This window comes from Halalkalibacter sp. HAAS-P013, assembly GCF_056619925.1.
Map to the genome: position 1 here is coordinate 174,676 of NZ_JBWQTU010000012.1, position 24,922 is coordinate 199,597.

The window sequence follows — 24,922 nt, forward strand, 5'->3', positions numbered from 1 at the left end:
TCTACCCACCATCCCTTTCAAAAAAAACAAAGAATACTCCGACATTATTTATATAGAATAATAGTATACTCACATGTTACTATATACCTACAAACGTAGACGGAACTTTCTGAAAAAAGGTGGTTTTACATGATGAAAATATTAAATGTCTTGATCGTCGATGATGATGAGTTTTTTCGTACAGGTATAGAAATCGTCATTAACGATGAGAAAGATATGCAAGTTGTTGGTACAGCCGAAAATGGCTTAGACGCGATCCATAAAATCCAAAAACTCCAGCCTGATATTGCCGTCATCGATATAAAAATGCCTGTCATGGGTGGGATTGAATGCATAAAAAAAATACGGAAATTAAACTTAAACGTTCCGATCCTGCTTTTAACAACGTTCAATGAAGAAGATTATGTTATTGAAGGACTCGCTTATGGGGCAAATGGCTACTTGCTTAAAGGGATTGACTTCGAGAAATTAATAAAAGCCATCCGAGATGTTGCAGACGGACAGCACCTAATTTCACCTGATGCAGCGAAAAAGTTGTCGAAATTTTTATTAGAGGGGAAATCAAATGACGAAAGTACCTTACTTCCGTCGTTTATCTCATCTAGTAATCTGTTTACCCATAGAGAGAAAGAAGTAATGAGCCTTTTGTTCAAAAGGCTCTCGAACCGAGAAATTGCTCAAAAGTTATTTGTAAGTGAAGGAACGATCAAAAATTACTTAACCAACATCTATGACAAACTCCAAGTAAAAAACCGCCGAGAAGCGATTGAATATTTATCAAAACGTCAACAATAGTTACTCTGGACGAACAATCGGCAATGTAAAAGAAAAGGTACTTCCCTTTTCTTTTTCACTCACGACTCCGACTTTGCCGTTATGCTGCTCGATAATTTCTTTTGAGATGGTCAATCCAAGTCCGCTTCCTCCTCCGTTTCCTTCTCGCTTTTTATAAAAACGATGGAACACTTGTGACAAGTCTTCCTCAGAAATACCAATCCCGTAATCCACTACTTCTACGCAAATCACAGCCTCTTTCTGACGAGAGTAACAGTTCAACGTGATTGTCGAAGCTTTATGGCCGCTAAATTTGATCGCATTGTCGATATAATTTTGAAGAACTTGGAAAATACGCCATAAGTCAATATGAATATAGGTTTCTTCTCCAGCCAGTTTTGTTTCAATTTCTCCCATCTCTAGTTCCATGTTGTGGCGCTTTAAGTCGGAAGAAAACTTTTCACTAACTTTTTGTACGAATGCTTTCACACTCATAGTTTCATACTGAAATGATAATTCTCTTGACTCTAGCTTTGATAATTCGAATAGATCCGTAACAAGGCGTTTCATATAAGTCATTTTTGCTAATAGCTGATGTAGAATCTGATCAGTACTCTTTACTTTTCCTTCTTTCATCAGCTGTAAGTATGTTTGGACCCCCACGATAGGTGACCCTAGATCATGGGCAATATTTGCTAACATTTTCGTTCGAATCTGTCTCTTTTGCACTAATTGATCTCTTTTTTCTTCTAACTCTTGTGTTCGTTCTTGAACTCTTTTCTCAAGTGTTTGATTGATCGTCATCAACTCATTGGTAAGTTGCTTGTTTTTATGAAAGAGTAACGAGTAACGATAAGAAATAATAACTGCTTGAAATAAAATAAATAATACAATGCTAAACTCGAGGAGATTGATCGTTTGAATTAGTTGAGTCCAATAGAGGGCATCATTGATGGCCGCCATCATAATAATCGAAACCCCAATAAGATTAACAATCGCCCCTTCTCTTTTTCTAACTGCAGCTAACATGCCAACGTAAAAAACAAAATAAATCAGAATGAGAGCCATAATCAGCACATGGATCAGCATCGTCTCCGTAAACAAATGAGTAGGTGAAAAGAGAATGTATAAGCTAACCACTCCAGCAAAAAGGCTGGCAATTGCTAGCGGCATTTTCTGTACTTCCTTTGGATACATAAACTTCATCAAAAGAACAAGGCACAAGAAAGCTCCTACTTCTATGAGATACTCCAATTTCACCATGAACTCCCAGCTTATCACCGGAACTAACAAAAATACAAGATATTCATTTAGCAATAACATTCTTACAGCAACTGCTATTCCACCGAGGCCGATCATTAAAATCGGAAGCTCTCTTTTCCAAAAACCAAAAATTATTAGATGATACAAACCAATGAGAAATAGGCCACCAATAAGAAATAGATCTTTGACCAAATTCTTTAATATGGCTGGAATCAGTGCTTCAGGACTCCCATATAAAACATCGCCAAAGATTCCTCCTTCACGGAACGAATGATTGGAAACTTGAACGACGATTTCAATGGTTTCTTGTTTCGGTTCAAAAAAAACAAGTTTCAGGCGCATCATTGGAACTTCTTCTTCTCCATTTGTTCCCACTACTCCGATGCTGCTTTTTTTGTCGCCATCAATCCATAGATCATAAGCACTTCCTACATGCCTGACATACAAAGCTTTGTTTTTTCCGACTTCCTCTGCAGGAATTTCCAGTTGAGTACGATACGTTGCATATCCCTCTTTTGGGATCGGTTCTCCAATTGCCACCTGGTCTTTCCAGGATGCTGGGACTTGAACCAAATCTGGCTCCAAGTCCAAAAAGTGATCCACACCTGGAGTGAGCAATTGTCCCCAATAAAATTCCCATTCACCTTCTAGCGACACAATTTGATCATGATTTGAATCATCTATGACGAATCTTGATTCAGCTTTTGCAAACATGTTTGTATGAAGCACTATGAGACAAGCCATACACAACATGAAAATGAGCATAACAGCTCGTTTCATTTGCCTCCCCCCTACCTTTTTCATATCTTATGGGATCGTACCGAAGTATTCTTGAATAATCGAATAGCTGTCCTTCAAACGCACTTCATACTGAGGGAACTCCCACGTTGGCCACGTATATAAAGGAGGGCGTTCGATAAAATTCGTACCTGGGAAGAGGTCAGCAATCTTCCCATCATGATTTTCCTGCAATACAGCGGTGATCAAAAAGCCATCCGTTTGGACCGTCTGAAACGTGTCTCTTTCGGGGTAGTACGTGTAGGTTCTTTGATCATGCAACACCATTCGACTAGAGGGGTCAGTTACATTAATTCGTCCCCAAGGAATCCTAATTAATAACGAGTTTTCATGTTTGTACCAGTGAGAATATGTCCCTTTAAAAGGACCATAACGAAGCTTGCTGGCATCTTCATAAATCGCCTCTGTCCATTCCCCATTTTTCATATAGACCGCAGCATTAATTAATGGTCGAATTTCTGTAAAAATGCCATCTGTTGCTCGAGTTGAAGCTAATGTCAACTCCCCTTTATTATAACTTGGAATCGCTAGGAGCTGTGCATCTCCTTTTTCTCTTATGCTAATTAAAAACTCCATTCCTGAAGGGGCCTCCACAGAGAGATCAGGATGATAACGCCGCTCTCCTTTTTTCCGGTCATACGTATCCAAACCTATAAATAATTGATAGTTGGTCAAGTCCAAAGGTCGATCGAAGACGACATCCAAATACAAAAACGACTCATTATGAGCGACGTTAATTTTTTGAATGTACTGATCGTCATGGTCGTAAATCGTTAATTCCGGTTCTTCCGGTTCGATCGCTTCAATGGCTAGTAACCCGTAATTCTGCTCAGGGTCAATCACATTATGCCATAGCACATGTCTCTCATATGGAATCATAAATGACTCAGTCGTCCATGTCTTTTTTGCCCATTCATCGATCCACTCAAAAATGAGTCCTCCAGCATACCCTTCTCTAAGAATTGCTTTCATCATCCGAACCGTGCCCTCTCCCTGTTCCGTTTCGGATAAACTGCCGTGGTGATAGCCATCAGGGCTCACATGAGCATTCCCCATCCCCGTTGCTAACCCAAATTCGGCGACTACAGCTGGATACTCACCGTGTGTCTCCATAAATGCTTGTAAATAGCCTCCGTAACGCAATCTCCCTTCGTCATCATGATAATCGTTAAACGATTCCTCGTTGTTCATAAAATCAGGATAGTTTGGATAAATATGGTACGCACCAAAGAAACCGGCTTTCATTTTAGGCTCCATCGTAAAGTGACGAATATCGATCGATACACTGTCATTCCATCGTAACGATTTGTCACCTTCCACATTCCACTCAGAATCATGTTCCAACGGATCGAGAGTTGGCCAGCTGACAATTCCAACCGGATGCTGCCATTGATAGTTCTCCGATTCATACGCTACTAAATAATCACAATTAAAAGCTAACCAGTTTTCAAAAGGACTTCCTTGTTCAGCGCCAAGATAGTCACCTTTAAACACATAGCCATTATCATACTTATTCATCGTTATCACTTCTTCTGCCTCAAACTCTCTGCCCACGAGATAAGCGAGTAAATAAGGGGAAACATCAAAGCGATATTCACCATAGGCTCTTCCGCTCCGCTCTTCAATCGACGCGTTGCCGTGAATGGCATCAACGACGTAACGAATCTCTTGTAAAAACTCTTCTTTATAAGCACTAGATTGGTAGTCTTCTTCCATCAACGACTCAAATGGCCATATCTCCTGCATGAGCCATAAAGGATTCTCTTCGTTTTGCTGATTGTATAAATAAAGAGCACGATAAAAAGACGGATCCATTAACGTATAAACACGAACGGTGTTCGAATTCATCTCGCCTATTTTCTCAAACCACTCCAAATAGATTCTTTCGCGATCCGGTAAATCGGTGAACCATTTTCCAGGTAAGGCAATACCGACATTCACTCCCTTTATCGTGAAATCTGTCCAACCTCCGTCTCTCCTAACTTGAAACTTCTTCCCATGTGTCCGGGCATTCAGCTTGATACTTCCGTCAGTATCAATGTCATGACTAACCGTTTCATACGACTGCTTTTGCTCATACACATCTTCTAAAATCTGTTTCATCATCGGCACATACACCTTCCAAAAAAATGGCGCTAAGCTCGTTTTCGAGTCTAAGCTAAACCACTGCAACAGCTTATCTACTCCATAGACTTGGTAGAAGAAAGGAACGTCATCCGTATCTGCATAGTCACCTGCAAAATAGTACGTTTGATAGTTCGATTGAGAATTTTGAACAACTGCCGGGAAGGTAACCGGAATTCCAAACTCCTCAAGCCTTTTCCGCCCTTTTTCCGTCACATCCAACTGATAGGTAGCTAGGACTTCGCTTCCATTGATTGCTTCATTAATATCAAACCAATAGTTATAATAGTAGTCTCCCTTCAAACCAAAACGTTCTTGCCCTTTCTCGGTAAATGTCAGTTGACAAGCTCGCCTCCCTAACTCTCCACCTTCCTCCAGGACGAGAACTCGGTCATTTTTTTCATCGACAAAAACCATCCCTGCCCCTTGAAAAGTCCATGGATATTGTTCTTGTTCTTCATAATTTTGAATGGCCCACACAGGCACTTCCTCACTTGAAAGATCTTCGAAATATCTACCAATCCACCCCGTCCACTTGATTCCTAACAAATCATAGGCTTGCTCTCTGACATTAGGCGCCGTGGGCGATGCGAACGTATTAAATTCCATGATTAACGTTTTTCCTTGAAAGAGTTCGTTCTTAATCGTATTCAACTCTTCCATTGTCATCCCACCATAGATTTTCTCCGATCGGTTCCCTTCCATATTTACCCCATAAAACTCCTCTTCGTAAACACCATACGTATCTGCCACATAGACCAGATCGACGGATGGAAGAGCAGAAGGCAGCTCAATAATTTCATACTCCTCCTCTTCAAGTGGAAAAAAGCCGAAATAATCGCTTTCCAGTTCATATCTTCTATTCTCACTTCTAGGAAATTCCTCGCTTTTTATATACTTAAAATGATTCAGAAGCCATGTTAATCCTTTATGCTCCCGATACGTCGAGTCTGGAACCGTTTTATCAACAATAGCCACATTGACAACTCGCTCTTCTTGAAAATGCCATACAATCCAAGGAAGACCCATTACTACAAATATGGACAAAGCAATCATTATTTTTATAATGATTCTCATACAACGGCCTCCTTTTTAGTTACTTAGAGGAAGAGTGAAACGAGGGCACTGAAAAAGTCCTTTTTAGCCGATTCGAGGAAGCAGCAATGGCTCTACACGTCGCGCGCCTGCTATGAGAAACCCACTCATAGCAGGCTTTAAGACAAAGCAACGGTTCCGCTCATTGCTTAAAGGCCATTGAAAAAGGTAAAAACCACACCTTTTTCAGTGGCCTCAGTGAAACCCCTTCCTCTCCATATTGCCCCACGCTTTATCGTTTTTGAGAAACCGTATAAACGCCCACGTTCTCCAAAAAGCATTAATCTGCCGAAACCAAAGTGCTTCAACGAAACAAAAAAAAGCTAATTTGACTAAATCTCGAACCCTCGAATACTTTCGAAAGCTGATTTCTTCTAATAAAATAGCTCCTAGCGATAAGAAAATACCAAATAGAATCGTCGCAATCACATAGACTATTGCAAAAGGAACATTAATAATCCCTAAGTATAAGCCGATAGGAACGAGAATGAGACCGATTAACTCAAGAGTAGGTCCTAACAATTCGACAAAGAGGAAATATGGCATCGATATGAGTCCCATATTTTTGTATTTCGGGTTGCATATTGTCTCTTTATGAAGCAGAAGACATTCCAGCAATCCGATATGCCACCGCGACCGCTGCCTATACAAAACTCTCAAACTTTCAGGTGCCTCCGTCCAACAAACCGGATCGGGCACAAAGAGTACCTTTGCTTTCTCCTTTTTTCGATACAAATTCTTTTGTAAACGGATGACCAACTCCATGTCTTCTCCAACCGTCTTTGTAGAGTAGCCCCCAACTTCAATAACATCTTTTTTCCGAAAGATCCCAAAGGCTCCAGAAATAATTAGCAACCCATTAATTTTAGAAAAGCCGATTCGTCCCGTTAAAAAAGATCGCAAGTATTCAATCACCTGATGCAAAGCCACAACATTTCTAGGCAAACTTACTTTCTCGACCCTCCCGTTACGGATGCGGCAGCCATTGGCAATCCGAATGATGCCTCCGCAAGCAATCACATTGTCTCCTTCAACAACTTGCCCCATCGTCCGCAGTAATGCGTCGTGCTCTAAGATTGAGTCTGCATCAACTGTACAAAAATAAGGACAACTAGACGCATTAATACCCGCATTCAACGCATCCGACTTCCCCCCGTTCTCTTTGTCGATCACCATCAAATTAGGATATTGAACTGAACGGTACACAGCTTGAATAGATTGCGTAGGAACTTTTTGACTGATCGCTTTTGGAATCTGAAACAAATTGAAACGTTCTAGTAAGACATCTAACGTCCGGTCCTGACTGCCATCATTAATGACAATCACTTCATGTTCTGGATAGTTAAGATTTAAAAAAGAGAGAATGCTATTTTCAATCGTAATTTCTTCGTTATAAGCTGGCACAATAACCGATACAGGCGGGGTAAGAGGCGACACACTTAGTTCTTCATATTTTTGGTTATACAAGCTTTTCATATGCTTTCGAATGTGAATCAAAGATAAAATCAGCAGGAATAAGTACAACAAAGCAACAAACAAAACATAAAGAAAAATGAACATATTAAACAAGTAAAAAAGCTGGTAAAAGAACGTCATATAATCATCTTTTCCTTCTTTTTTCCCTTCTCATATAAAACTTTTTTCGCCATATCACAAGCATATAAATCTGTATGAAATTGGCTGTACCACGCGAGCTTTTTCCTCCCGCTCACTCCAAAGTCGAATAAAGCTTCCGCCGAGCGCAGCCGAACCCACCAATTCTCATCAGCTAACAACTGTTCAAATAACGGCAAAGCACTTTTGATATGACAAGCTTGAATAACTTCCAACGCTCTCAAGCGTTCCATCCAAGACGGAGAAGTTAAAAAAGTAATAATCTGATCCGGCATCGAAGTTACTCTGATCGAAGCAATCGCTCTTAACGACTGCAGGCGCATTTCTGCATCAATATGTGAAGCTAACGACTCCTCAAGAAATGGGAGCGCCCGCACGAGCCGTCTTAACTCAAACACCTTTATAAACACAAGCTGCACCGGTGGAATACAGCGCTGAACAGATGACAGCATCATCTCCATATCCTGTTCGTTCCCAGCTGCTAAAATCTCAACTGTTTGAAACAACGTAGCGGCTTTCACCTTATGACCGGATTCGGCGAGAAAACGAATCGTATCCTTATTTTGATCCATCAAGCTAAGCGTCCGAACTGAATCGAGCCAAATATCATCCCTTTTTGAGCTCAATTTCTTAGCGATAGATGGAGATAATTCCACCAATTGCAGTTTTCCAGCAAGTCGAATCGCTTCTGCAGCAACCCACCAACGCTTGTCTTCCATTCCCTTCCTCAATTGGTTCGTGATTCCGTTTATTTTACACCATTCTTGGATACGCTGAATTTCTTGAGGTCGGTTAATAGTTGAAATCACTTTCGCTAAAATATTAAGGATTACCTTACGCTTCCATTTTTCTTTAGGATACAGTCCACGAGTAAAAGCCTTGTTTCCTGTACATATATAAGCACTTAGCTTTGGATACATCCATTCATAATACTGTTCCTTTTTTTTCGTTTGATGATTAAAGATTGCTTTTCGGATAATAAGGGAAACGAGCAGCATCACCAATAACAGAAAAACGATACATGAAAAGACAATGAGCAGAGAAAAAAATAGCATTATCCTTCCCCTTTCTTCGCAATCTTCTTCCAACTTTTAAGTAATCGTGCCTCCACTTCCTCTACGTCATATGGCTTGAAAATATAATCATCAGCACCCGCCTCGAGCCCTCGAATAATCGTTTGGCTTAAGCGCTGAACGCTCAAGAAAACAAAGATAACGTTTGCAAATTGAGGCATTTGAAGAATCTCTTTACAAAACGTCAAACCATCCAGCCCATCCATTTTCGTTTCACTTATAACGATGTTCGGAGAAAATTCCATAGCTTCCTCCCAAACCTTTTCAACATCTAAACAAATTCTCACTTCCCAATCTTTTGCCTGAAAATGACTACGTAAGATCGTTGGTGAAATGGGGTCCGTATCTACAATTAGTACTTTCGGCTTCTTTATCGTTTCACTTACACAAGGCTTTATAAAGCGAGAAAAATAGTAGACCGTTCTTTTGCTGTGAACAACAGCCGTTTCTAATCGCTTCACCATATTTTTATAACCGCTATACGTATGTTCACTCTCAATTACTCGAATTCTTACTAGAGACGATAGATTTAACTCATCTTGCATTTCTGTAAGCAACGTCTCGACCTTTTCAATAAAGGTAGGTGTGTTCTCAATCGTTGACATCGGCAGCATCACCATAATAGACTGTTGATCCCACCCTCTTATCTCTGCGTAACTTTTCATCTTTTTCGATATTTGATGATAAAGCTGCTGCATATACATAGAGATTTCTTCTACTCGTAGTTCGTGAGGCGATTGGGCTACTTGTAATCGGATGTGTATTAATGTAAATGGAGCGTGAGAGTCCTTATACCTCTGCCACTCTTTTTCTATAATCTGTGACATTTCAATTTGTTGGATGCTATAAGTGGAGCGCGCTAAACTCCTGTTATTTCGGATACTGTTTACTAAATATGAAGCTAGTAACTGGGCTGAAAAAGGCTTCTGTATGACATGATCAACCCCCATCCGTAGATGCTCTTCATTTACTTTTGAACAGAATCCGATCAAAGGGATATGTGACAATTGCTCATACTGTCGAATAGATTTGAGAAATGATGGTTCCGACAAATTTATACAAACCGCTTGTGGAGCTTTTTGTAACATAAGTGGGACAATATCACCGGGTTTCACTAAAAGAATATGAAATGGCGAATGAACGAACTCATCCTGTAACCATTGAACAAACAGTTCGTCATGATCATAAACAAGAATGATAGCGTTCTGTTCAGACTCTTTTTTTTCATAAAGATCGTCTGTATACTTTAGAAGGAGTTTCAATAATGTTTTTAACCCAAACAAGATTATTGCTTTTTTTTCTTGCGGTACGGTTACAAATACTCTCTTCTTTTTAAACTGTTTTAATAAATAAACGACAAGTAAATGAATATCTTTTTCATGAAGTAAGTAGGCGCTATCTTTTATTTTCTGAAGAGAATCATACACGTTTTGTACCTGATCCGTATTATCAAAAAAATGGTTATCCTTTTTAGCAAGAATTAAATAATTTGCTAACTCCTTCTTACTTCTCTCCCAAAAATACTGGTTCAATTCCATTTTTGAAAATGCCATTATGCATCACTCTTATTTTCGATTTTTCAAATAGTATATGTTTATTGTATGCAGGAAGAAAGTCCTGTTGTAGTGACTTAAAGTCATAAAAAAAGCCCTTTATTTTACAAATCTCATTTTTCATTAACACCTATTAGCATTTTTTCTAGATCTACTTTCTGTCCAACCGACATATCCGCTCCTCATACTAGCTTCCAGCAAAAAGAAGAAATCATTTCCACAAATTCTGTATATCTTCCGGGCAGAAGACAAATAGTATAAATGTTAAAATCCAAAGGAGGTACAGCCATTATGGACGCACAGCGCGCACAACAAATCTGCTCATCAACAGAAATGAAAAACGTGATGTATAACGGACAAGCTGTTTACATTGAGCATGTAGATCAAGGTAGTGGACAAGCTACAGTTCATCCACTAGATAATCCAAACAGCAAACAAAGTGTTTCGGTAAACGAGTTAACTGAGCAATAAGCTCCCCAAAACAAATTAACCTCTCATTCAAGTGATGAGAGGTTGATCTAGCTTAAGCAGCTATCGTGGAGAGAAGATGATCGAACTTTTTAGATCTGCCCCCTCCTTTTTTTTAAAAAAACTTATCTCCCCCTCAACCTATACAAACCACCAATAAATCCTATATAATCAGGACAAGCTCGCAAAACGAAATCGGAAACCAACGCACCGATCTAGAGGTGATACATATGGACAATCAAAAGCAACATCATTATGATGAGCTCGACAAACAAATAAAAATGACAAACCAACGAATTAATAGAAAATATTGGAGCAACCTTTCTATTCCTTCTACACTTAATGAAAGCTTAAAATTGCTGACTAAAGATGAATTAAATGACATCCGCAAACTTTACTCTATTAAAAACGCAAGCAGCTTGAATAAAACAGAATTAGTTGCGTTATTTCACGAAAAGATCCCATCTTTATTTGAGAATCTTTTCTTAACATGGGATACAGAGCGCTACAGCATTTTGAAAAAACTCATTCAAAAAGGTGGAGTGATCAAAGCCCCTTGGCTCGAGTTGGAACAAATCGATTATTTTCGGACGACTGGATTTATCCTGACGGGAACTTATAACGGCGAAAAGGTTTTAGCAATGCCAACAGATATGGTCAAACAACTCACTTCCTTAGAAAAAGACAAGAACGCAATGGCCACAATAAAACGAAATACAGAGTGGATCAAACTTACGTACGGAATGCTTTACTTCTATGGAGTGCTGCCGGTAGACACATTGCTAAAAATGGTTGAACAATACACAAAAACCGACATCGATTTACTTGAATTTTTCAATGTGATTTACGATTCTCTTTTATACTATGATGAAATAGAGCCTCACGTAGATTACTTCTCACATGTTGAGGTCTTACATCCAGAAGAAGTACTAACCGAACAAAAGATGCGAAGCAATCTGGAATATTATCCATTCTCTAAAGAAAAACTGCTAGAATCAGGGACGCCATATTATACAGAACGAAACGCTAACTATCGTAAATTCGCTCAATATCTACTAAAACATACTAATATAAACCAGCAAGAAGCTGATGATATTGTAGAAGAGTTCCAAGGAGCGATTCAAACGGGACAACAACCATCTGAACTTCTTGATATGTTGCAAGATTATATCGAATTCGACAGTATCAAAGACGTACAAGCAGCAATGGATCAACTAATGGATTTTATGAATAACACAAGGCAGTGGATTTTAAAAGGCCATACTCCGCATGAAGTCTTTCAAACAGAGAAGAAATTCTTACGACCATTACCTTCTGACCGGAGCAAAGTCTATGACATGAAAACGAAACAAAAGGTCGGCCGAAACGATCCATGTCCATGTGGGAGTAAAAAGAAGTATAAAAAATGTTGTGGGAATTAATAAATCTCCTAAAAAAGCAACACAAAAAGCTCTGCAGACACCAGTCTACAGAGCTTCTCTCAAATTCTACAACACCTTCGACAAAAACGCCTGCGTTCTCTCATGCTGAGGATTTCCAAACAAGTCTTCAGGTTTCCCTTCTTCGACAATATACCCGCCATCCATAAAGATCACACGGTCCGCGACTTCTCTAGCAAACCCCATCTCATGGGTCACGATCATCATCGTCATTCCTTCTTTAGCAAGATCCTTCATGACCGCTAACACATCGCCGACCATCTCTGGGTCTAATGCCGAGGTAGGCTCGTCAAACAGCATAATATTGGGCTCCATCGCAAGCGCTCTCGCAATCGCTGCACGCTGCTTCTGTCCCCCAGATAAATTATCTGGGTATACACCTGCTTTATCTGATAAACCAACCTTTTCAAGCAGCTCTTTCCCAAGCTGCTCCACTTCCGCCTTTGTTTTCCCTTTCAGGCGCTTCGGAGCAACCGTCACATTCTCCAACACCGTCATATGCGGGAAAAGGTTAAACTGCTGAAACACCATTCCGAGCCTTTGGCGCATTTTGTTAATGTTATTTTTTGGGTCAGTTATATCTGTTCCTTCAATGTAAACCGATCCGCCCGTAGGCTCTTCCAATCGATTAATACAGCGTAGAAACGTACTTTTCCCAGAACCTGATGGACCAATGACACAGACCACTTCACGTTCCTTCACTTCTGCATTAATATCTTTAAGTACTTCTAAGTCCCCAAAAGACTTACGTAAATTCTCTATTTTTATCATGTGACATCAAGTCTCCTTTCAAGCCAACGAGAAAATAACGTCAGTGCGTAAATTAAAACAAAATACAAAATACCGACTAACGCTAAAATTTCAAATGCCCGGAAGTTCATCGCATAGATCGACTGACCAGACATCGTCAATTCTGCAATCCCGATTACAGAAAGAAGCGACGTGTCTTTAATACTAACAATAAACTGATTCACAAATGCCGGAATCATCCGACGGACAGCCTGGGGCAAAATGATTAACCGCATCGTTTCCCCGTATGAAAAACCAAGCGTACGTCCAGCTTCCATTTGCCCTTTATCAATCGAGTTGATTCCTGCACGGAAAATCTCGACTAAGTAAGCCCCGGCATTAATACTAATCGCAATAATCCCGGCCGTTAACGCCGACATCGTAATTCCTGTCCCTGCTGGCAAACCAAAATAAATAAACAAAATTTGTACCAAAATCGGTGTTCCTCTAATAATGTCTACATAGATCGTTGCAATAGCTTTTAGCAGTTTGTTTCTTGAGATGCTGCATAACCCTAAAACTAAACCGATTACGAGTGCAATTAAAAGAGAAATAACGGTAATAACAACAGTCCACCACAACCCTTTTAATAGCACTGGTAAGGCATCGATCATGATCTCTAACGTTCCGATTGTTCAACACCCTCTCTTTGTGAAAAAAGGTGAGACTGTATTCAGCCACACCTTTTTAACTCTTTTACTCTGCAAAATAACGATCATAAATTTCATCATATGTGCCGTTTTCCATAATTTCCGCTAAGCCCTCATCCATCAACTCAAGCAAGCCTTCTGCTCCTTTAGAAACGGCAATTCCGTAATCTTCTCCCGTTAAGCGATCCCCAACAATACGAACGTCAGAATCGTCACCATCTAAGGCAATTTTGTACGCTACACTTGGATAATCATTGATCATCGCATCTGCGTTTCCAGATATAATTTCCATGTACATCGTTGCATCTTCTTGAAGAACCTGTACTTCATTTCCGTTATACTCTTCAGCAAACTCTCTCGCTTTTTCAAGACCTGATGTTCCTTGTTTTGCAACAAGCTGTGCTCCCTCTAAATCTTCAACGCTCTCAATCTCACTATCTACTGGAACAACAAGTGATAGACCAGATTCAAAATATGGTTGTGTAAAATCAACAACCTCCGCACGATCTTCACGAATTGTAATTGCCGAAACCGCCGCATCTACTTGATTCGCTTGTAACGCTGGAATAATTCCATCAAATCGCATAATCTCCCAGCTAACTTCTAACCCTTGCAGCTCAGCAATGGCCTCAACAATGTCAATATCAAATCCTGTTAAATCCCCATCAACAATATATTCAAATGGCGGGTAGTCTTGTACGACAGCCACTTTAATTTCTTCTTTTTCTGCTGGCTCCGTTGCTTCTTGTTCCGTCGTTTCCTCCCCAGCTTCACTACCTGCTTGCTCCTCATCTTGCGTTTCTTCAGCTGTTCCACAAGCTGCAAGCATCATTAACAATGCGGCCGTGAACAACGCCATTAATGTACTTTTCATTGACACGTGTTTTCTCTTTTGACCGTGTGTTCCCTTCATCTTGCTTCCCCCTTTTAGTTCAACATTCAATATTTAGGTAAACTAAATTAATCTTTGACTTTTCTAACTTTATACACAATTTCGTCATTAGGCAAATTGTGTAAATTATGAAATTATCGTTTATTCATGGACTGAATCGGATCAGAGTAGGTCATGTTGTCAACCTTTTGTTTTCCTCCCAAATAACTGGGTATACTCTTGAATGCTCTATTCGAGGGTGTGAAAGGTTCATACAGCAACAAATCTGCGTAAAAAAAACTGAGCCCCCAAACTAGGAGCTCAGCTTCATATTTATTATTTATTTATTAAAAAATACCTTAAAAGTAAGAGCCATCATCGTTAGGAATCCAGGGTTTCTAAGTTCTGTGCTTGTCATCATCATTATTACCTCCTGTTTGTTCATCTCTTTAACTTGAGTTAATCATACCAAGCATCCAAAGAGCTGTAAGCAAACTTGTCAGATAATGTCCCAGTAAATCTATATTTAGAATACTTCTTTTAGAAAGGCTGTTTTCGCAATACTTTGTTGTTTTTATGGCTTCGGTGTCCTCCATATGTTCGTTCCATTGCGCTCCAGTCACTCGCACCCGCAAGGAGGTGCCGAGCCTCCTCGGCTGCGAAGCCACTGAAAAAGTCCTTTTTAGCGGATTCGAGGAAGTAGCAATGGCTCCACACGTTGCGCGCCTGCTATGAGAAACCCACTCATAGCAGGCTTTAAGACAAAGCAACGGTTCCGCTCATTGCTTAAAGGCCACTGAAAAAAGTCAAAACCGTACCTTTTTCAGTGGCCTTCCTCTTCATCCCGCAGGAGTCGAGTGACTTCCGCTCCATTTCACTACGAGGAAATATTATTGCAACAACCTTTAGGAAATTTGTACTTAGAACCCTTATAAATCAGGCTCCCTCTGCAACGGAACTCTCTCCCTTACTACGACTTCGCACTGTCAGTATACCAGACATAACCAGACCCACAACTGAGAAGACAAGCAGCAGCACATATAAAAGACTCGTTCCCGCTAACAAGCTTACACTCGCAGAAGCCATCATACCTCCCATATATCTAAATGTTGAATAGATACCAGATGCCGCTCCTGACTTTTCCTTAGGTACCGACTCTAGATTGGCAGCTTGCATCGATGCAACACCCATCCCAGCTGAAGTGCCGCCTAGAATGAGCACGAGCGTCATATAAAGAGAAGAGGCCTGCTCTCCAAATCCAAAATACAACAACACACTCATACAAAGCAGGAAAAACGAGAGTGCAATGACCCTTTCCTTCCCATAACGATTAGCTAGTTTCCCGCCAAACAAAGATGAAAGCGACATAGCTAGCGAAAAGGCAAACAATAGCAAACCGACTGACCCAATCGGATAATCATACATCACTAAAATAATCGGGACAAAAAGAACCGTACTATACATAACAAAGTTATTGATAAAAATAGAAACATTAGAGCTTGAAAAACCAATGTTTTTAAATAAGGCAAACTCAATTACTGGCGATTTCACCCTTCTTTCCTGGAAAATAAATAACGCGATACTAACTAGTAATAACAGAATCGTCCAAACGCTTACAAATTCAGGGTTTGTGACAAATAAAGTAATCAGTGTGAGCATCACACCTAAGTACAACGAACCAAGAACGTCTAGGGCCTGCTTTGTTTCAACATTAACAGATGGCACTAAAGTCCAAGTTAGAATTAGGGAAAAAAGCAAAAACGGAACATTCACCCAAAAAATCGCTTGCCAGCCTATCCATCCAATCAATCCCGCACCAACTAACGGACCAATCGCTGCCCCGAGTCCCATTGAAAGACCAAAGATCCCAAAGACATTGCTTAGCTTCTCTTTTGGCATCACATATCGAATAATCGCTGTTGCATTAGGAGTAGCGAGCGCGCCCCCAAGTGCTTGCAACGAGCGAAAGATAATCAGCGAAAGGATATTATAAGAGAACGCACAAGCTATAGAAGAAACCAAAAACAAAAGAAATCCAATCGTCATGACTTTTTTGTTTCCATACATGTCACCTAACTTGCCTGCAATGGGCTGTGCAACAGCCATGATGATTAAATAGATCGTTACGACCCACGTGATTTGCGGAATCGATACTTGAATGTCACCCGCAATCACCGGAAGCCCCACCGCGATCATGGTAGAATTAACAGGAACCAAAAAGGTTCCTGTTAATATCCCTAGCAGTATGAGCTGATAATTAGTTTTGTTCACGGATAATGACTTCTCCTTTTGTTCCATCAACCGTGACAACATCTCCATCTTTTAGTGTAGCCGTTGCAATTTTTGTACCGATGACACAAGGCACCTCATATTCTCTTGCAACGGTTGCCGCATGCGATAAAATCCCACCTACATCTGTCACAATCGCACCAGCCAAATTAAACAGAACCGTCCAAGGAGGGGTCGTTGTTTTACAAACAAGAATGTCGCCCTTTTTCACTTTGTCGAACTCACTTTGGTCACGTACGACTCTTACCGTACCTGTATGTGTCCCTTGCGAACCCGAGTAACCGGTGAATTTCTTCGTCGCTTCATCTAAATCAGCCATTTTTGTTCCAAATACACGCTCAACGATCGGATCAACAGGACCTTCTGGCTGCGGACCAAAAAATGGAGGCGGAGTCATCGATTCATTTTGACGATGCATTTCTTTTCTCTCTTCAATTAACGCAGTAGCTGAAGTTGGATTTTTCAGCAACTCGACTAAATCATCTAAATATAGAAAGAAAACATCTTCTTTATGATCAATCACCGAATGATTGACTAACGTCTGCCCTACTATTAGGAGAAACGGTCTTGCTTTTGCCGGAAGCATCGCATCGATATAGAAGTGATGATCCTCATCTAGTCCCCACACATTCAATGCCATCGCGTGAAGAGCTTTGAATGTCTCTTTTAGTTCTCCTTCAGGCATACGAGCAAGTGTTTCTTCTACTTTCTTTTCCCTCTTTTCAATCACCTCTTGAAACTCTGCTTCAAAATCAAAGTCTTTCTCTAAATAGTTTTTGATCACTTTCAAGGCATGGTATGGATTCTCAACCCAAGTTTCCTCCGCAAACTCATGACTCACTGCAGTGCGGTACCCATACTCCTTGAGGAAGGTTTCCAACGCTGCAAGGAATGCACGGCCTTCCTCTACATCTTGCAGTGCTGCATGCAGTTGCTCTACATCTGTGTCTTGGAACACTTTTGACAGCACACTCGAGCCTTTTACGACTAGCGACAGCTTCCACAACTCACGATCTGTCTCTAACGACTTATTCATTACACCTAGTAATAAATCATACACTTCTGTTGTATTTTCTGTTTGTAAAAGAGCCCCGTACACCTCTTCAAGAGCGACGCCTAAAGACAATCTTGGCATGACTACTTCAAAATGAATCGACCAAATCTTTCTGTACATTTCATACAGCTCTAATACAGCCTTCTTTGCTTCTTCTAAAGAAAGATCCAAACTTTTATACTCATCTAATTTGCTATAAAACGGCAAAATCGTTTCTGCTACGTACTCATTTAAAATCTCTGTTGCTCTTGGAAACACTGACTGCATCGCTGCTTTATGCTCATTGACTCTTGCTTCTGGATCATCGTGCATAGGTACCGTTTGATAGAAATAGCCGTTGGCAATCTTTGCATGAAACTGCTTCACCGGTAGTTTCAACTTTTCAAATGCTTCCAATGTACCTGCACTTAAAGCTGGAACCATATACGAGGAAAATAGCGGTGTTAATGGCTTTTGAAAATGTGCCCCATCAATTTCCCAAAAAACATGTTTGTCTTCCTCTGCTAAAAATAACTCTTTCTTAAAGTCTTTGAAATCTACGCTCTGCAATTCGCTGCTCATGCTAAATGTTCCCCTTTCAACGTCGTAATCGGCCTTGCTTGTAATATAAAAATATCTTTCTTGCTTATCGCAAACTCAATATCTACCGGGTGGTTGAAGTAGTTTTCTATATCAACTGTAAGCTCCGTGAGCTCCCATACTTCTTCTCCCTCTAAACAAAACACTCCCTGTAATTCTGAAGGAACGTCAACTGTTTCATTCCCTTTCTCAGTTCGAACTACTTGGACCTCCTTATCGCCTAACTCTCTAGTCACCTGGTTTGTCTCTTTCCCTACAATATACATATCAGGCGTTACACTGCCATCTACAATCGCCTCTCCTAAGCCATAGCTTGCATTAATCAGCACTTCTCCCGCATTCCCTGTAACCGGATTAGCACTAAAGATTACACCAGATACTTCTGCATCAACCATCCCTTGTACAAAGACTCCCATACGAAGATCCTCAAGCGCAATGTCATGGTTACTCGCGTAATTTTGGACATCGCTTGAAAAATAAGAAGCCCAGCATCGTTTTATGCTGTTAAACAGATCCTGCTTCGTTGTAACATTTAGTATCGTCTCATACTGTCCGGCAAACGATGCTCCCTGCAAATCCTCCATTGCCGAAGAAGAACGAACCGCAACCGCATCATATGTTCCAACAAGCGAATCGTAGGCACACGTTATCTCCTTTTCTACTTCTTCGGGAAACACCCCGCACAAAATGGACTCTAGAATCGTTTCTTTCTGTTCAAGATCAATTTGATTTTGCTTAAGATACGTTCCGAAACTTTCTGATGTCACAACGAAACCATCTGGAATCGATGGGAATGCCTTTTTCATGATTGATAGGTTCATAGCTTTAGAACCTACTTGTTCCTTGCTGTTCACATGGCAATCTACAAGTGATAATACGTACAAAGGATATATCCTCCTAACAAAATTTACTTAAGTTTCATCTTTATGTAATTAAATTTACAATAATAACACAATTTTTACATAATCATCTATAGATTTCAACATTCTTTAGGGAATTAGTCCTATAACTTATTAAAGTAAACTAGCTTATAACACCATAAAAGGAGAAGCACCTAATCAGTACTTCCCTTTTATGGTATTGTGCTTCTCCTTCTTCAAGGCATTCTACCACGAATCACCCTTGCCCTAACCTTCGCTCCTACCACCGAATCAACAATTCTATTTAAAATGCCCTGCTTGCTCTGCTTCTGATTCACAAACACATCCAAAGATTTAGCAAGCTTGATAACGTTGGACTTCGTATGGAGACTTTCTTCTTTCCTTAAAAAATCTAACGCTTGTTCGACATCCTCAATCTTCTGAAGATCCTTCCCTATATCCGCTATCGTATCTTTTTCCTCGACTTCGAAAGCACCAGCTCCAATTTGAAAATTCTCACTTATTTTTTCGTATAAAAGGGTCTTCGTGTCCTTCGTCACCGTTGGGATGTTGTAATAATGACAAAACTCTACTATCTCCTTTTTCGTTTTTCTTCTCAATACTTTCTCGACATCTTGTTCCTCTATCATCCTTACTTTCAGTTTTTCAAATTCGACATCACTATTACCTTTACGGTGCTCCTCAACATAGCAGATACTTGCTTCATTATTTACTAGCTTTTCATATTGTTCATTCGTCAGTTGTTCAACAAATTTTAATACAAGCTTCAATGCCTGCTCCACTTCTTTCTTTGACATTTGCTTCCTCCTACTACTTGATCGCGGCTAGTTTCATCATTTCACTAACAAGCTCCACGAGTTCTGTCCGAATGTTTTGATGACTGCTTCCTTGTTTCAGGACAACAGGAATACCAAATCCAGGAGCACCCGCAAACAAAGTTTGACCCTCACGTAGAAAATGAGTGAGACAGTGATATTCTCGTTTGACTTGAGTAATATACTCCTGTTGAACAGCAATCGGTTTCTGCCCGTAATACGAGACCATCGTAAACACAATCCCTAACATCTTTGGAGAAATGGCTCGCCAGTCCGAATGATCAATCTCACTCGTGTACAAATTGTATTTTTTCGTTAGCTCGGTAACATGCTTGGAAAGAGTATCAATCCCAAGCGTCGATAAATAATCAGCCTTTGCTGGTACGATGTAAAAGTCACTCGCCACCATCGCGTTTTGTGTCACAAGATTAAAGTTAGGCGGGCAGTCGATAATCACTGCATCATATTCACCTTTGATTTCATCTAATTTCGTCTTAAGCCGCGACATCACCCGCAAATAATTGCTTCTAATCGTTCGATCCGTATTCCCACCAAGCCTACTCGAAAGCTCCATATCGACATTTATTAACTCCAAATGCGAACATATTAAATCCAATCTTCCCCCTGAATCATAAGCCTGTAACTGAAGATTCACCCGACTCGGTGTTACAATCAGCTCCGTAAGCGCTGAATCAATATCCTGATCCAAAAACTGATCATACCAATGCTTAATCGTCCTTCCTTTGCGATCATAATTCCGCCACTCATCAAAACTAAGAAACGATAAGGTCAAATTCGTCTGTGGATCTAAATCAATTAACAATACCTTCTTCCCACGAAAGGCCAACTCCGCAGCCAGATTCGCTGAGAGCGTCGTTTTCCCCACTCCACCTTTGTAGTTCATGACTGAAATAACTGTCACTCCATCCCCCCCATTCTTGTAGATGTATATGTTGGAGTGTCGGGATGTTTCCTGTTGTTATGAGCTAGAGAAATGCCAATAGAAAAAAAGCCTCTTATTACTTTTTTTGTAATAGGAGGCTTTTGACAAAATTGGGGTGGTGACCTAGTTTTTAGTAACCAAATAAGCTTTATACTCAATCTCACCTGCTTGCTGCGTTTTGCCCGCATTCACATTTAGGTTATTACTAGTCATTACTTTAATACCTTCTGGATTCCCATCCAACTCAACCACAAAACTATAGCGTTTTCTTTCATCCGAAAGGTTTTTAATGGTAAAACTCTGCCCTTCTACTTGTCTACCAGTATCTTTTAGTACTTCTGAAACACAATATCTAATTTGCCAGCCTAAGCGTCTTCCCCTCAGCTATTTTCTCTGCTTTACGCTTAACTTCCTCTTTATCAGCATCATCATCCACTGTAATCTCAATCACATTGTCACTCATACGTGCTTCTTTTACGCCATCAATGTCTTGAATACGCGAAAGTAAACTTTGAATCGTTAGACCATTTCGTTGGACCTGATTTTGTCCACCAATTCGGTCATGATCTCTCCTTAAATTCTGTCCATTTTGACGACCAGCCCCTCTGGTTTGACCCTGAGCCGTCCCTCTTTCTCCTTGTCTATCTCCCTCTAATCCAAAAAATCCGCCAGCTCGACCTTGGCCAAAGTCTGTCCCAAATCCTCTCGGACGATCCTGACCTACTTCAACTTCTCCGGGATCACGACCTTGACCTCTAAAAAAACCACCATCATGGTCGACTCGACCTCCCAAATCATTACGAACCCCTACGCCTGGACCTCTTCTATCAACTCCAAACGCACTATGGCGATCTGCAGCACCTATACCTTGTTGTTGCTGTGCTCCCATATCAGTTGCTTGATTATCCACTCCACAGCCTGCAAGACCACTGACCAAAATCGCGGCTGCAGCAACTGACATCGTAATTTTTCTCATATTACATCCCCCCTTTTTATAAACTGTCTTAAAAAGGGGGATTTTACACTGTTAGTTCTTGGGTTTTCACCGTTATGTTCGAATAATTCAAGACTTATGAGGTAAGCTATCGATAGAACAACAATTGATTAATACATAGTTATTATCTCACTACAAATAATTACTATGGGTATTTTATTATAAAAAGCCAACACACGCCCACTGTTAAACGAAAACAAACCGAGTGCAACAACACTCGGTCAATCGACAAACTTTACGTAACATCCACCTACCCCAACAACCTCTCCAACTCCTCCGCACAAACCGGTTTACTAAACATATAGCCTTGCATGTGATAGCAGTTATTCTTCATCAGAAACTCTTTCTGATATTCTTCCTCTACCCCTTCAGCGATAACGTGCAGGCGTAAGCCACGCGCGAGGTGAATAACCGTTTCTGCTATTTCAGAATTACTATGATCCTCCCTTATATCTTGAATAAAGGAGCGGTCGATTTTCAGGCAATTAATCGGCAATGTCTTTAAATAGCTTAACGAAGAATAGCCTGTTCCAAAATCGTCAATTGAAATGGAAATTCCATATTCTTGTAATCCCTTTAACGCCCTAGTCGTTTCTTTCGAATTGAAAAGGAGGGTGCTTTCTGTAATTTCTATTTCAAAATGTTCGGGTGCTAACCCGCAGTCAGCAAGGATTTCTTTCACTTGTCTGACTAAATAGCACGGATCCTGGAACTGTTTCGCAGAGAAGTTCACCGCAAGACTTAATGGTTCGACTCGACCTTCATTCCACTTTGTGACCTGGGAACAAGCATTTTTCATGGCAATTTCCCACAATGGATTAATGAGTCCTGTTTCCTCGGCAACAGCAATAAACTTGTCTGGAGGTACAAATCCAAGCTCTTCATCTGTCCATCTGAGTAACGCTTCTACTCCCGTCATTTTATCCTTTTTGGCATCGATTTTTGGCTGATAATAAACTTCAATCTGTTTATTTTTTATTGCTTTTCTTAAGCGCGCTTCAATACGTAGTTTCTTGTTTATCTCTATGCTGATTTTCTCGTCATAAAGTATCGCTTTATTACCATCCTTTTTCTTGGCAACATACATCGCTCCGTCCGCATTTACTATCAGAGTATCCATATTGTCAGTATGTTCCGGATACAGGCTTATGCCGCAGCTCGCACTTACTGTGACTTCAGTTTCATCCAAGAAAAAAGGTTGGTTAACCTTCTCTACAATCGTATCAGCAATCGTCATAACCTCTTCTTTTTCAAGCTTGCTGCACAAAATAACAAATTCATCTCCGCCTTGTCTCGTCAAAACACTATTTCCTTTAGTCAGGCAACTCTGGATTCGTTTAGAAATCAATTGGATTAATTGGTCTCCTTTGGCATGACCTAACGTGTCGTTCACATCTTTGAAGCGGTCGATATCAATAAACAAGACAGCGACTGTTTCTCCAGTTCCTTTGGCTTGTTCTAGCCTTTGCTCTAACTCTTCTTGGAAGTACCTTCTGTTAAGTAGACCTGTGAGCGGATCGTGGTAAGCTTGGAATTTAATCACTTCCTGGCTCTCTTTTAAATCGTTCACATAACACTGCAGAGAATTGGATAACGCACTAACATTTTGCGCAAGATGACCAAGCTCATCTTTTCTTTTTAACTCGATATTTCTCCCAAAATTTCCTCCAGCAATCTCATTTACCTCTTCAACAATGTATCCAATCGGTTTCGTAATCGAACGCGAGAATATGAAACTTGTAAGGAACACACCAAAAACAAATGGAATTGATAAAAGGAGGTGTTGCCATAATTCATTTCTTAACTCGTTCTCAATTAAGCTATAGTCATACGATAATACAATGACATAAGGATCCTGTGTATCCAGGTCAATTGGAACAAATGTTTTTGAAACCAATTTTCCATTGATCTCATCTATATAATTCTGTGATTCGCCTGTTTCTACAGCTACTTGAACGAACTCTACATCGACGTCCTGATTGCCATATTCATATGTCCCATACCAAATCGGTTGGTCCGCAATCCGGATAAAGTTATTCCAATCAAGATAAAGCTCTTCCATCTCTTTCCCAAAGCTCTCCGGATTAATTACAGTTAGCTCAAGGACACCTTCCAGTTTATCTGTAAAACGTTCAATGATGTTCCCAGGGCCAAACCGCTTCTCATACTCAAGTACCTCGTTATCACGATTGTACGGATTAATAATATAATCCGTAGATCCATCATAGTAATATCCCCACTTATCCGTATGATCAGGATTACTTGTAGCTATTTCAATAGGACCTGTCCAATATTCAGGAAGAGCTAACCCCTCCTCCACTGTTACAGGCTCTAATGCGAATAGCTGCTTGAAGGCATCATACCAAAACAGCCATTGATTTGTTGACAGCCCAATCTGATCAGGATCAGACGATTTTACGCCAATGATGTCATCCTCTGTTTCAGCAAATAAGGTAATATGAGATATCATCAGTTCTTCGGCCAACTCAATTAACTGTTCATTTGTGACATCTTCGTAGTTGGCAGGCAAGGAGTTTCTAATAGCGATTGAAGCCGTTCGTAACTCTCTTCCCATAATATCTTCAACATACAAAGCGCCGCCCTTGGCGTTTTCTACCTGATATGATATTTCCTGAGTAATTAATTCTATTTCTCTTTCCTTATAATCGATAAGTTTATCTTTCGAACGCATGTAATGTAATGAACTATGAGCAATTAAAATACATAAGACCAATAACGTAAAAATTAACGGTAATTTCTTTTTAATAGACACAGCTTGCACCTCCTTTTACCTAAAACAAGCTATTTTAAAAACCCTCTACAAAGGAAATCCAATGCAAAGAAACAAACCCAAAC

At 40.2% G+C, this 24,922-nt stretch carries 18 protein-coding genes; 3 read left to right on the forward strand and 15 right to left on the reverse strand.

What is annotated here, in order from left to right; translation table 11 throughout:
• The first annotated feature begins 129 nt into the window (after positions 1 to 129).
• The gene (locus AC1FXP_RS16675) at positions 130 to 795 is read left to right on the forward strand and encodes a response regulator transcription factor (RefSeq protein WP_480063142.1); all 666 of its coding nucleotides are present in this window, start codon (positions 130 to 132) and stop codon (positions 793 to 795) included.
• Here AC1FXP_RS16675 and AC1FXP_RS16680 read toward each other — a convergent pair whose 3' ends face one another.
• From AC1FXP_RS16680 to AC1FXP_RS16700, 5 genes are all read right to left on the reverse strand, one after another.
• Positions 796 to 2,817, reverse strand: a complete 2,022-nt coding sequence (locus AC1FXP_RS16680) for a sensor histidine kinase (protein WP_480063143.1) — start codon at positions 2,815 to 2,817, stop codon at positions 796 to 798. It lies immediately after the preceding gene.
• Between the two features lie 27 nt (positions 2,818 to 2,844).
• Positions 2,845 to 6,036 carry a hypothetical protein gene (locus tag AC1FXP_RS16685; protein ID WP_480063144.1) on the reverse strand — a complete coding sequence of 1,064 codons (3,192 nt, stop codon included), beginning with the start codon at positions 6,034 to 6,036 and terminating at the stop codon, positions 2,845 to 2,847.
• A 213-nt stretch (positions 6,037 to 6,249) separates the two neighbouring features.
• Positions 6,250 to 7,650, reverse strand: a complete 1,401-nt coding sequence (locus AC1FXP_RS16690; RefSeq protein WP_480063145.1) for a glycosyltransferase family 2 protein — start codon at positions 7,648 to 7,650, stop codon at positions 6,250 to 6,252.
• Positions 7,647 to 8,723: a HEAT repeat domain-containing protein gene (locus AC1FXP_RS16695; protein ID WP_480063146.1), complete on the reverse strand. Its 1,077-nt coding sequence runs from the start codon at positions 8,721 to 8,723 to the stop codon at positions 7,647 to 7,649. The genes AC1FXP_RS16690 and AC1FXP_RS16695 overlap by 4 nt, the downstream gene beginning before the upstream one ends.
• Positions 8,723 to 10,294, reverse strand: a complete 1,572-nt coding sequence (locus AC1FXP_RS16700) for a response regulator (RefSeq protein ID WP_480063147.1) — start codon at positions 10,292 to 10,294, stop codon at positions 8,723 to 8,725. The genes AC1FXP_RS16695 and AC1FXP_RS16700 overlap by 1 nt, the downstream gene beginning before the upstream one ends.
• A gap of 291 nt (positions 10,295 to 10,585) precedes the next feature.
• Here AC1FXP_RS16700 and AC1FXP_RS16705 point away from each other — a divergent pair, with 291 nt between their 5' ends.
• Both AC1FXP_RS16705 and AC1FXP_RS16710 read left to right on the forward strand, forming a co-directional pair.
• Complete coding sequence (locus AC1FXP_RS16705) at positions 10,586 to 10,765, forward strand: small acid-soluble spore protein H (protein WP_250095733.1); 180 nt, start codon at positions 10,586 to 10,588, stop codon at positions 10,763 to 10,765.
• A gap of 227 nt (positions 10,766 to 10,992) precedes the next feature.
• Positions 10,993 to 12,183, forward strand: coding sequence for a YecA family protein (locus tag AC1FXP_RS16710; protein WP_480063148.1), 1,191 nt, complete (start codon positions 10,993 to 10,995; stop codon positions 12,181 to 12,183).
• Between the two features lie 66 nt (positions 12,184 to 12,249).
• On the opposite strand, the gene AC1FXP_RS16715 is transcribed toward AC1FXP_RS16710, so the two are convergent.
• The 10 genes from AC1FXP_RS16715 to AC1FXP_RS16760 form a co-directional block, all read right to left on the reverse strand.
• On the reverse strand, positions 12,250 to 12,972 hold the full coding sequence (locus AC1FXP_RS16715; protein WP_480063149.1) for an amino acid ABC transporter ATP-binding protein: 723 nt from the start codon (positions 12,970 to 12,972) through the stop codon (positions 12,250 to 12,252).
• The gene (locus AC1FXP_RS16720) at positions 12,969 to 13,604 is read right to left on the reverse strand and encodes an amino acid ABC transporter permease (protein WP_250095735.1); all 636 of its coding nucleotides are present in this window, start codon (positions 13,602 to 13,604) and stop codon (positions 12,969 to 12,971) included. Before AC1FXP_RS16720 ends, AC1FXP_RS16715 begins: the two co-directional genes overlap by 4 nt.
• A gap of 82 nt (positions 13,605 to 13,686) precedes the next feature.
• On the reverse strand, positions 13,687 to 14,553 hold the full coding sequence (locus tag AC1FXP_RS16725; RefSeq protein WP_480063150.1) for a transporter substrate-binding domain-containing protein: 867 nt from the start codon (positions 14,551 to 14,553) through the stop codon (positions 13,687 to 13,689).
• An 894-nt stretch (positions 14,554 to 15,447) separates the two neighbouring features.
• A complete protein-coding gene (locus tag AC1FXP_RS16730) occupies positions 15,448 to 16,782 on the reverse strand; it encodes an MFS transporter (RefSeq protein WP_480063151.1) in 1,335 nt (444 codons plus the stop codon).
• On the reverse strand, positions 16,769 to 18,415 hold the full coding sequence (locus AC1FXP_RS16735) for a PEP-utilizing enzyme (protein ID WP_480063152.1): 1,647 nt from the start codon (positions 18,413 to 18,415) through the stop codon (positions 16,769 to 16,771). Before AC1FXP_RS16735 ends, AC1FXP_RS16730 begins: the two co-directional genes overlap by 14 nt.
• Positions 18,412 to 19,317 (reverse strand): PEP/pyruvate-binding domain-containing protein, encoded by a 906-nt coding sequence (locus AC1FXP_RS16740; protein WP_480063153.1) that lies wholly within the window; start codon positions 19,315 to 19,317, stop codon positions 18,412 to 18,414. Before AC1FXP_RS16740 ends, AC1FXP_RS16735 begins: the two co-directional genes overlap by 4 nt.
• Positions 19,318 to 19,529: 212 nt before the next feature.
• Entirely contained in the window at positions 19,530 to 20,111 is a 582-nt protein-coding gene (locus tag AC1FXP_RS16745; RefSeq protein ID WP_480063154.1) for a hypothetical protein, read from the reverse strand.
• A 13-nt stretch (positions 20,112 to 20,124) separates the two neighbouring features.
• Positions 20,125 to 21,051 (reverse strand): ParA family protein, encoded by a 927-nt coding sequence (locus AC1FXP_RS16750; RefSeq protein WP_480063155.1) that lies wholly within the window; start codon positions 21,049 to 21,051, stop codon positions 20,125 to 20,127.
• Between the two features lie 373 nt (positions 21,052 to 21,424).
• Entirely contained in the window at positions 21,425 to 22,048 is a 624-nt protein-coding gene (locus tag AC1FXP_RS16755) for a hypothetical protein (protein WP_480063156.1), read from the reverse strand.
• A gap of 268 nt (positions 22,049 to 22,316) precedes the next feature.
• Positions 22,317 to 24,839 carry an EAL domain-containing protein gene (locus AC1FXP_RS16760; protein ID WP_480063157.1) on the reverse strand — a complete coding sequence of 841 codons (2,523 nt, stop codon included), beginning with the start codon at positions 24,837 to 24,839 and terminating at the stop codon, positions 22,317 to 22,319.
• Positions 24,840 to 24,922: the final 83 nt, after the last annotated feature.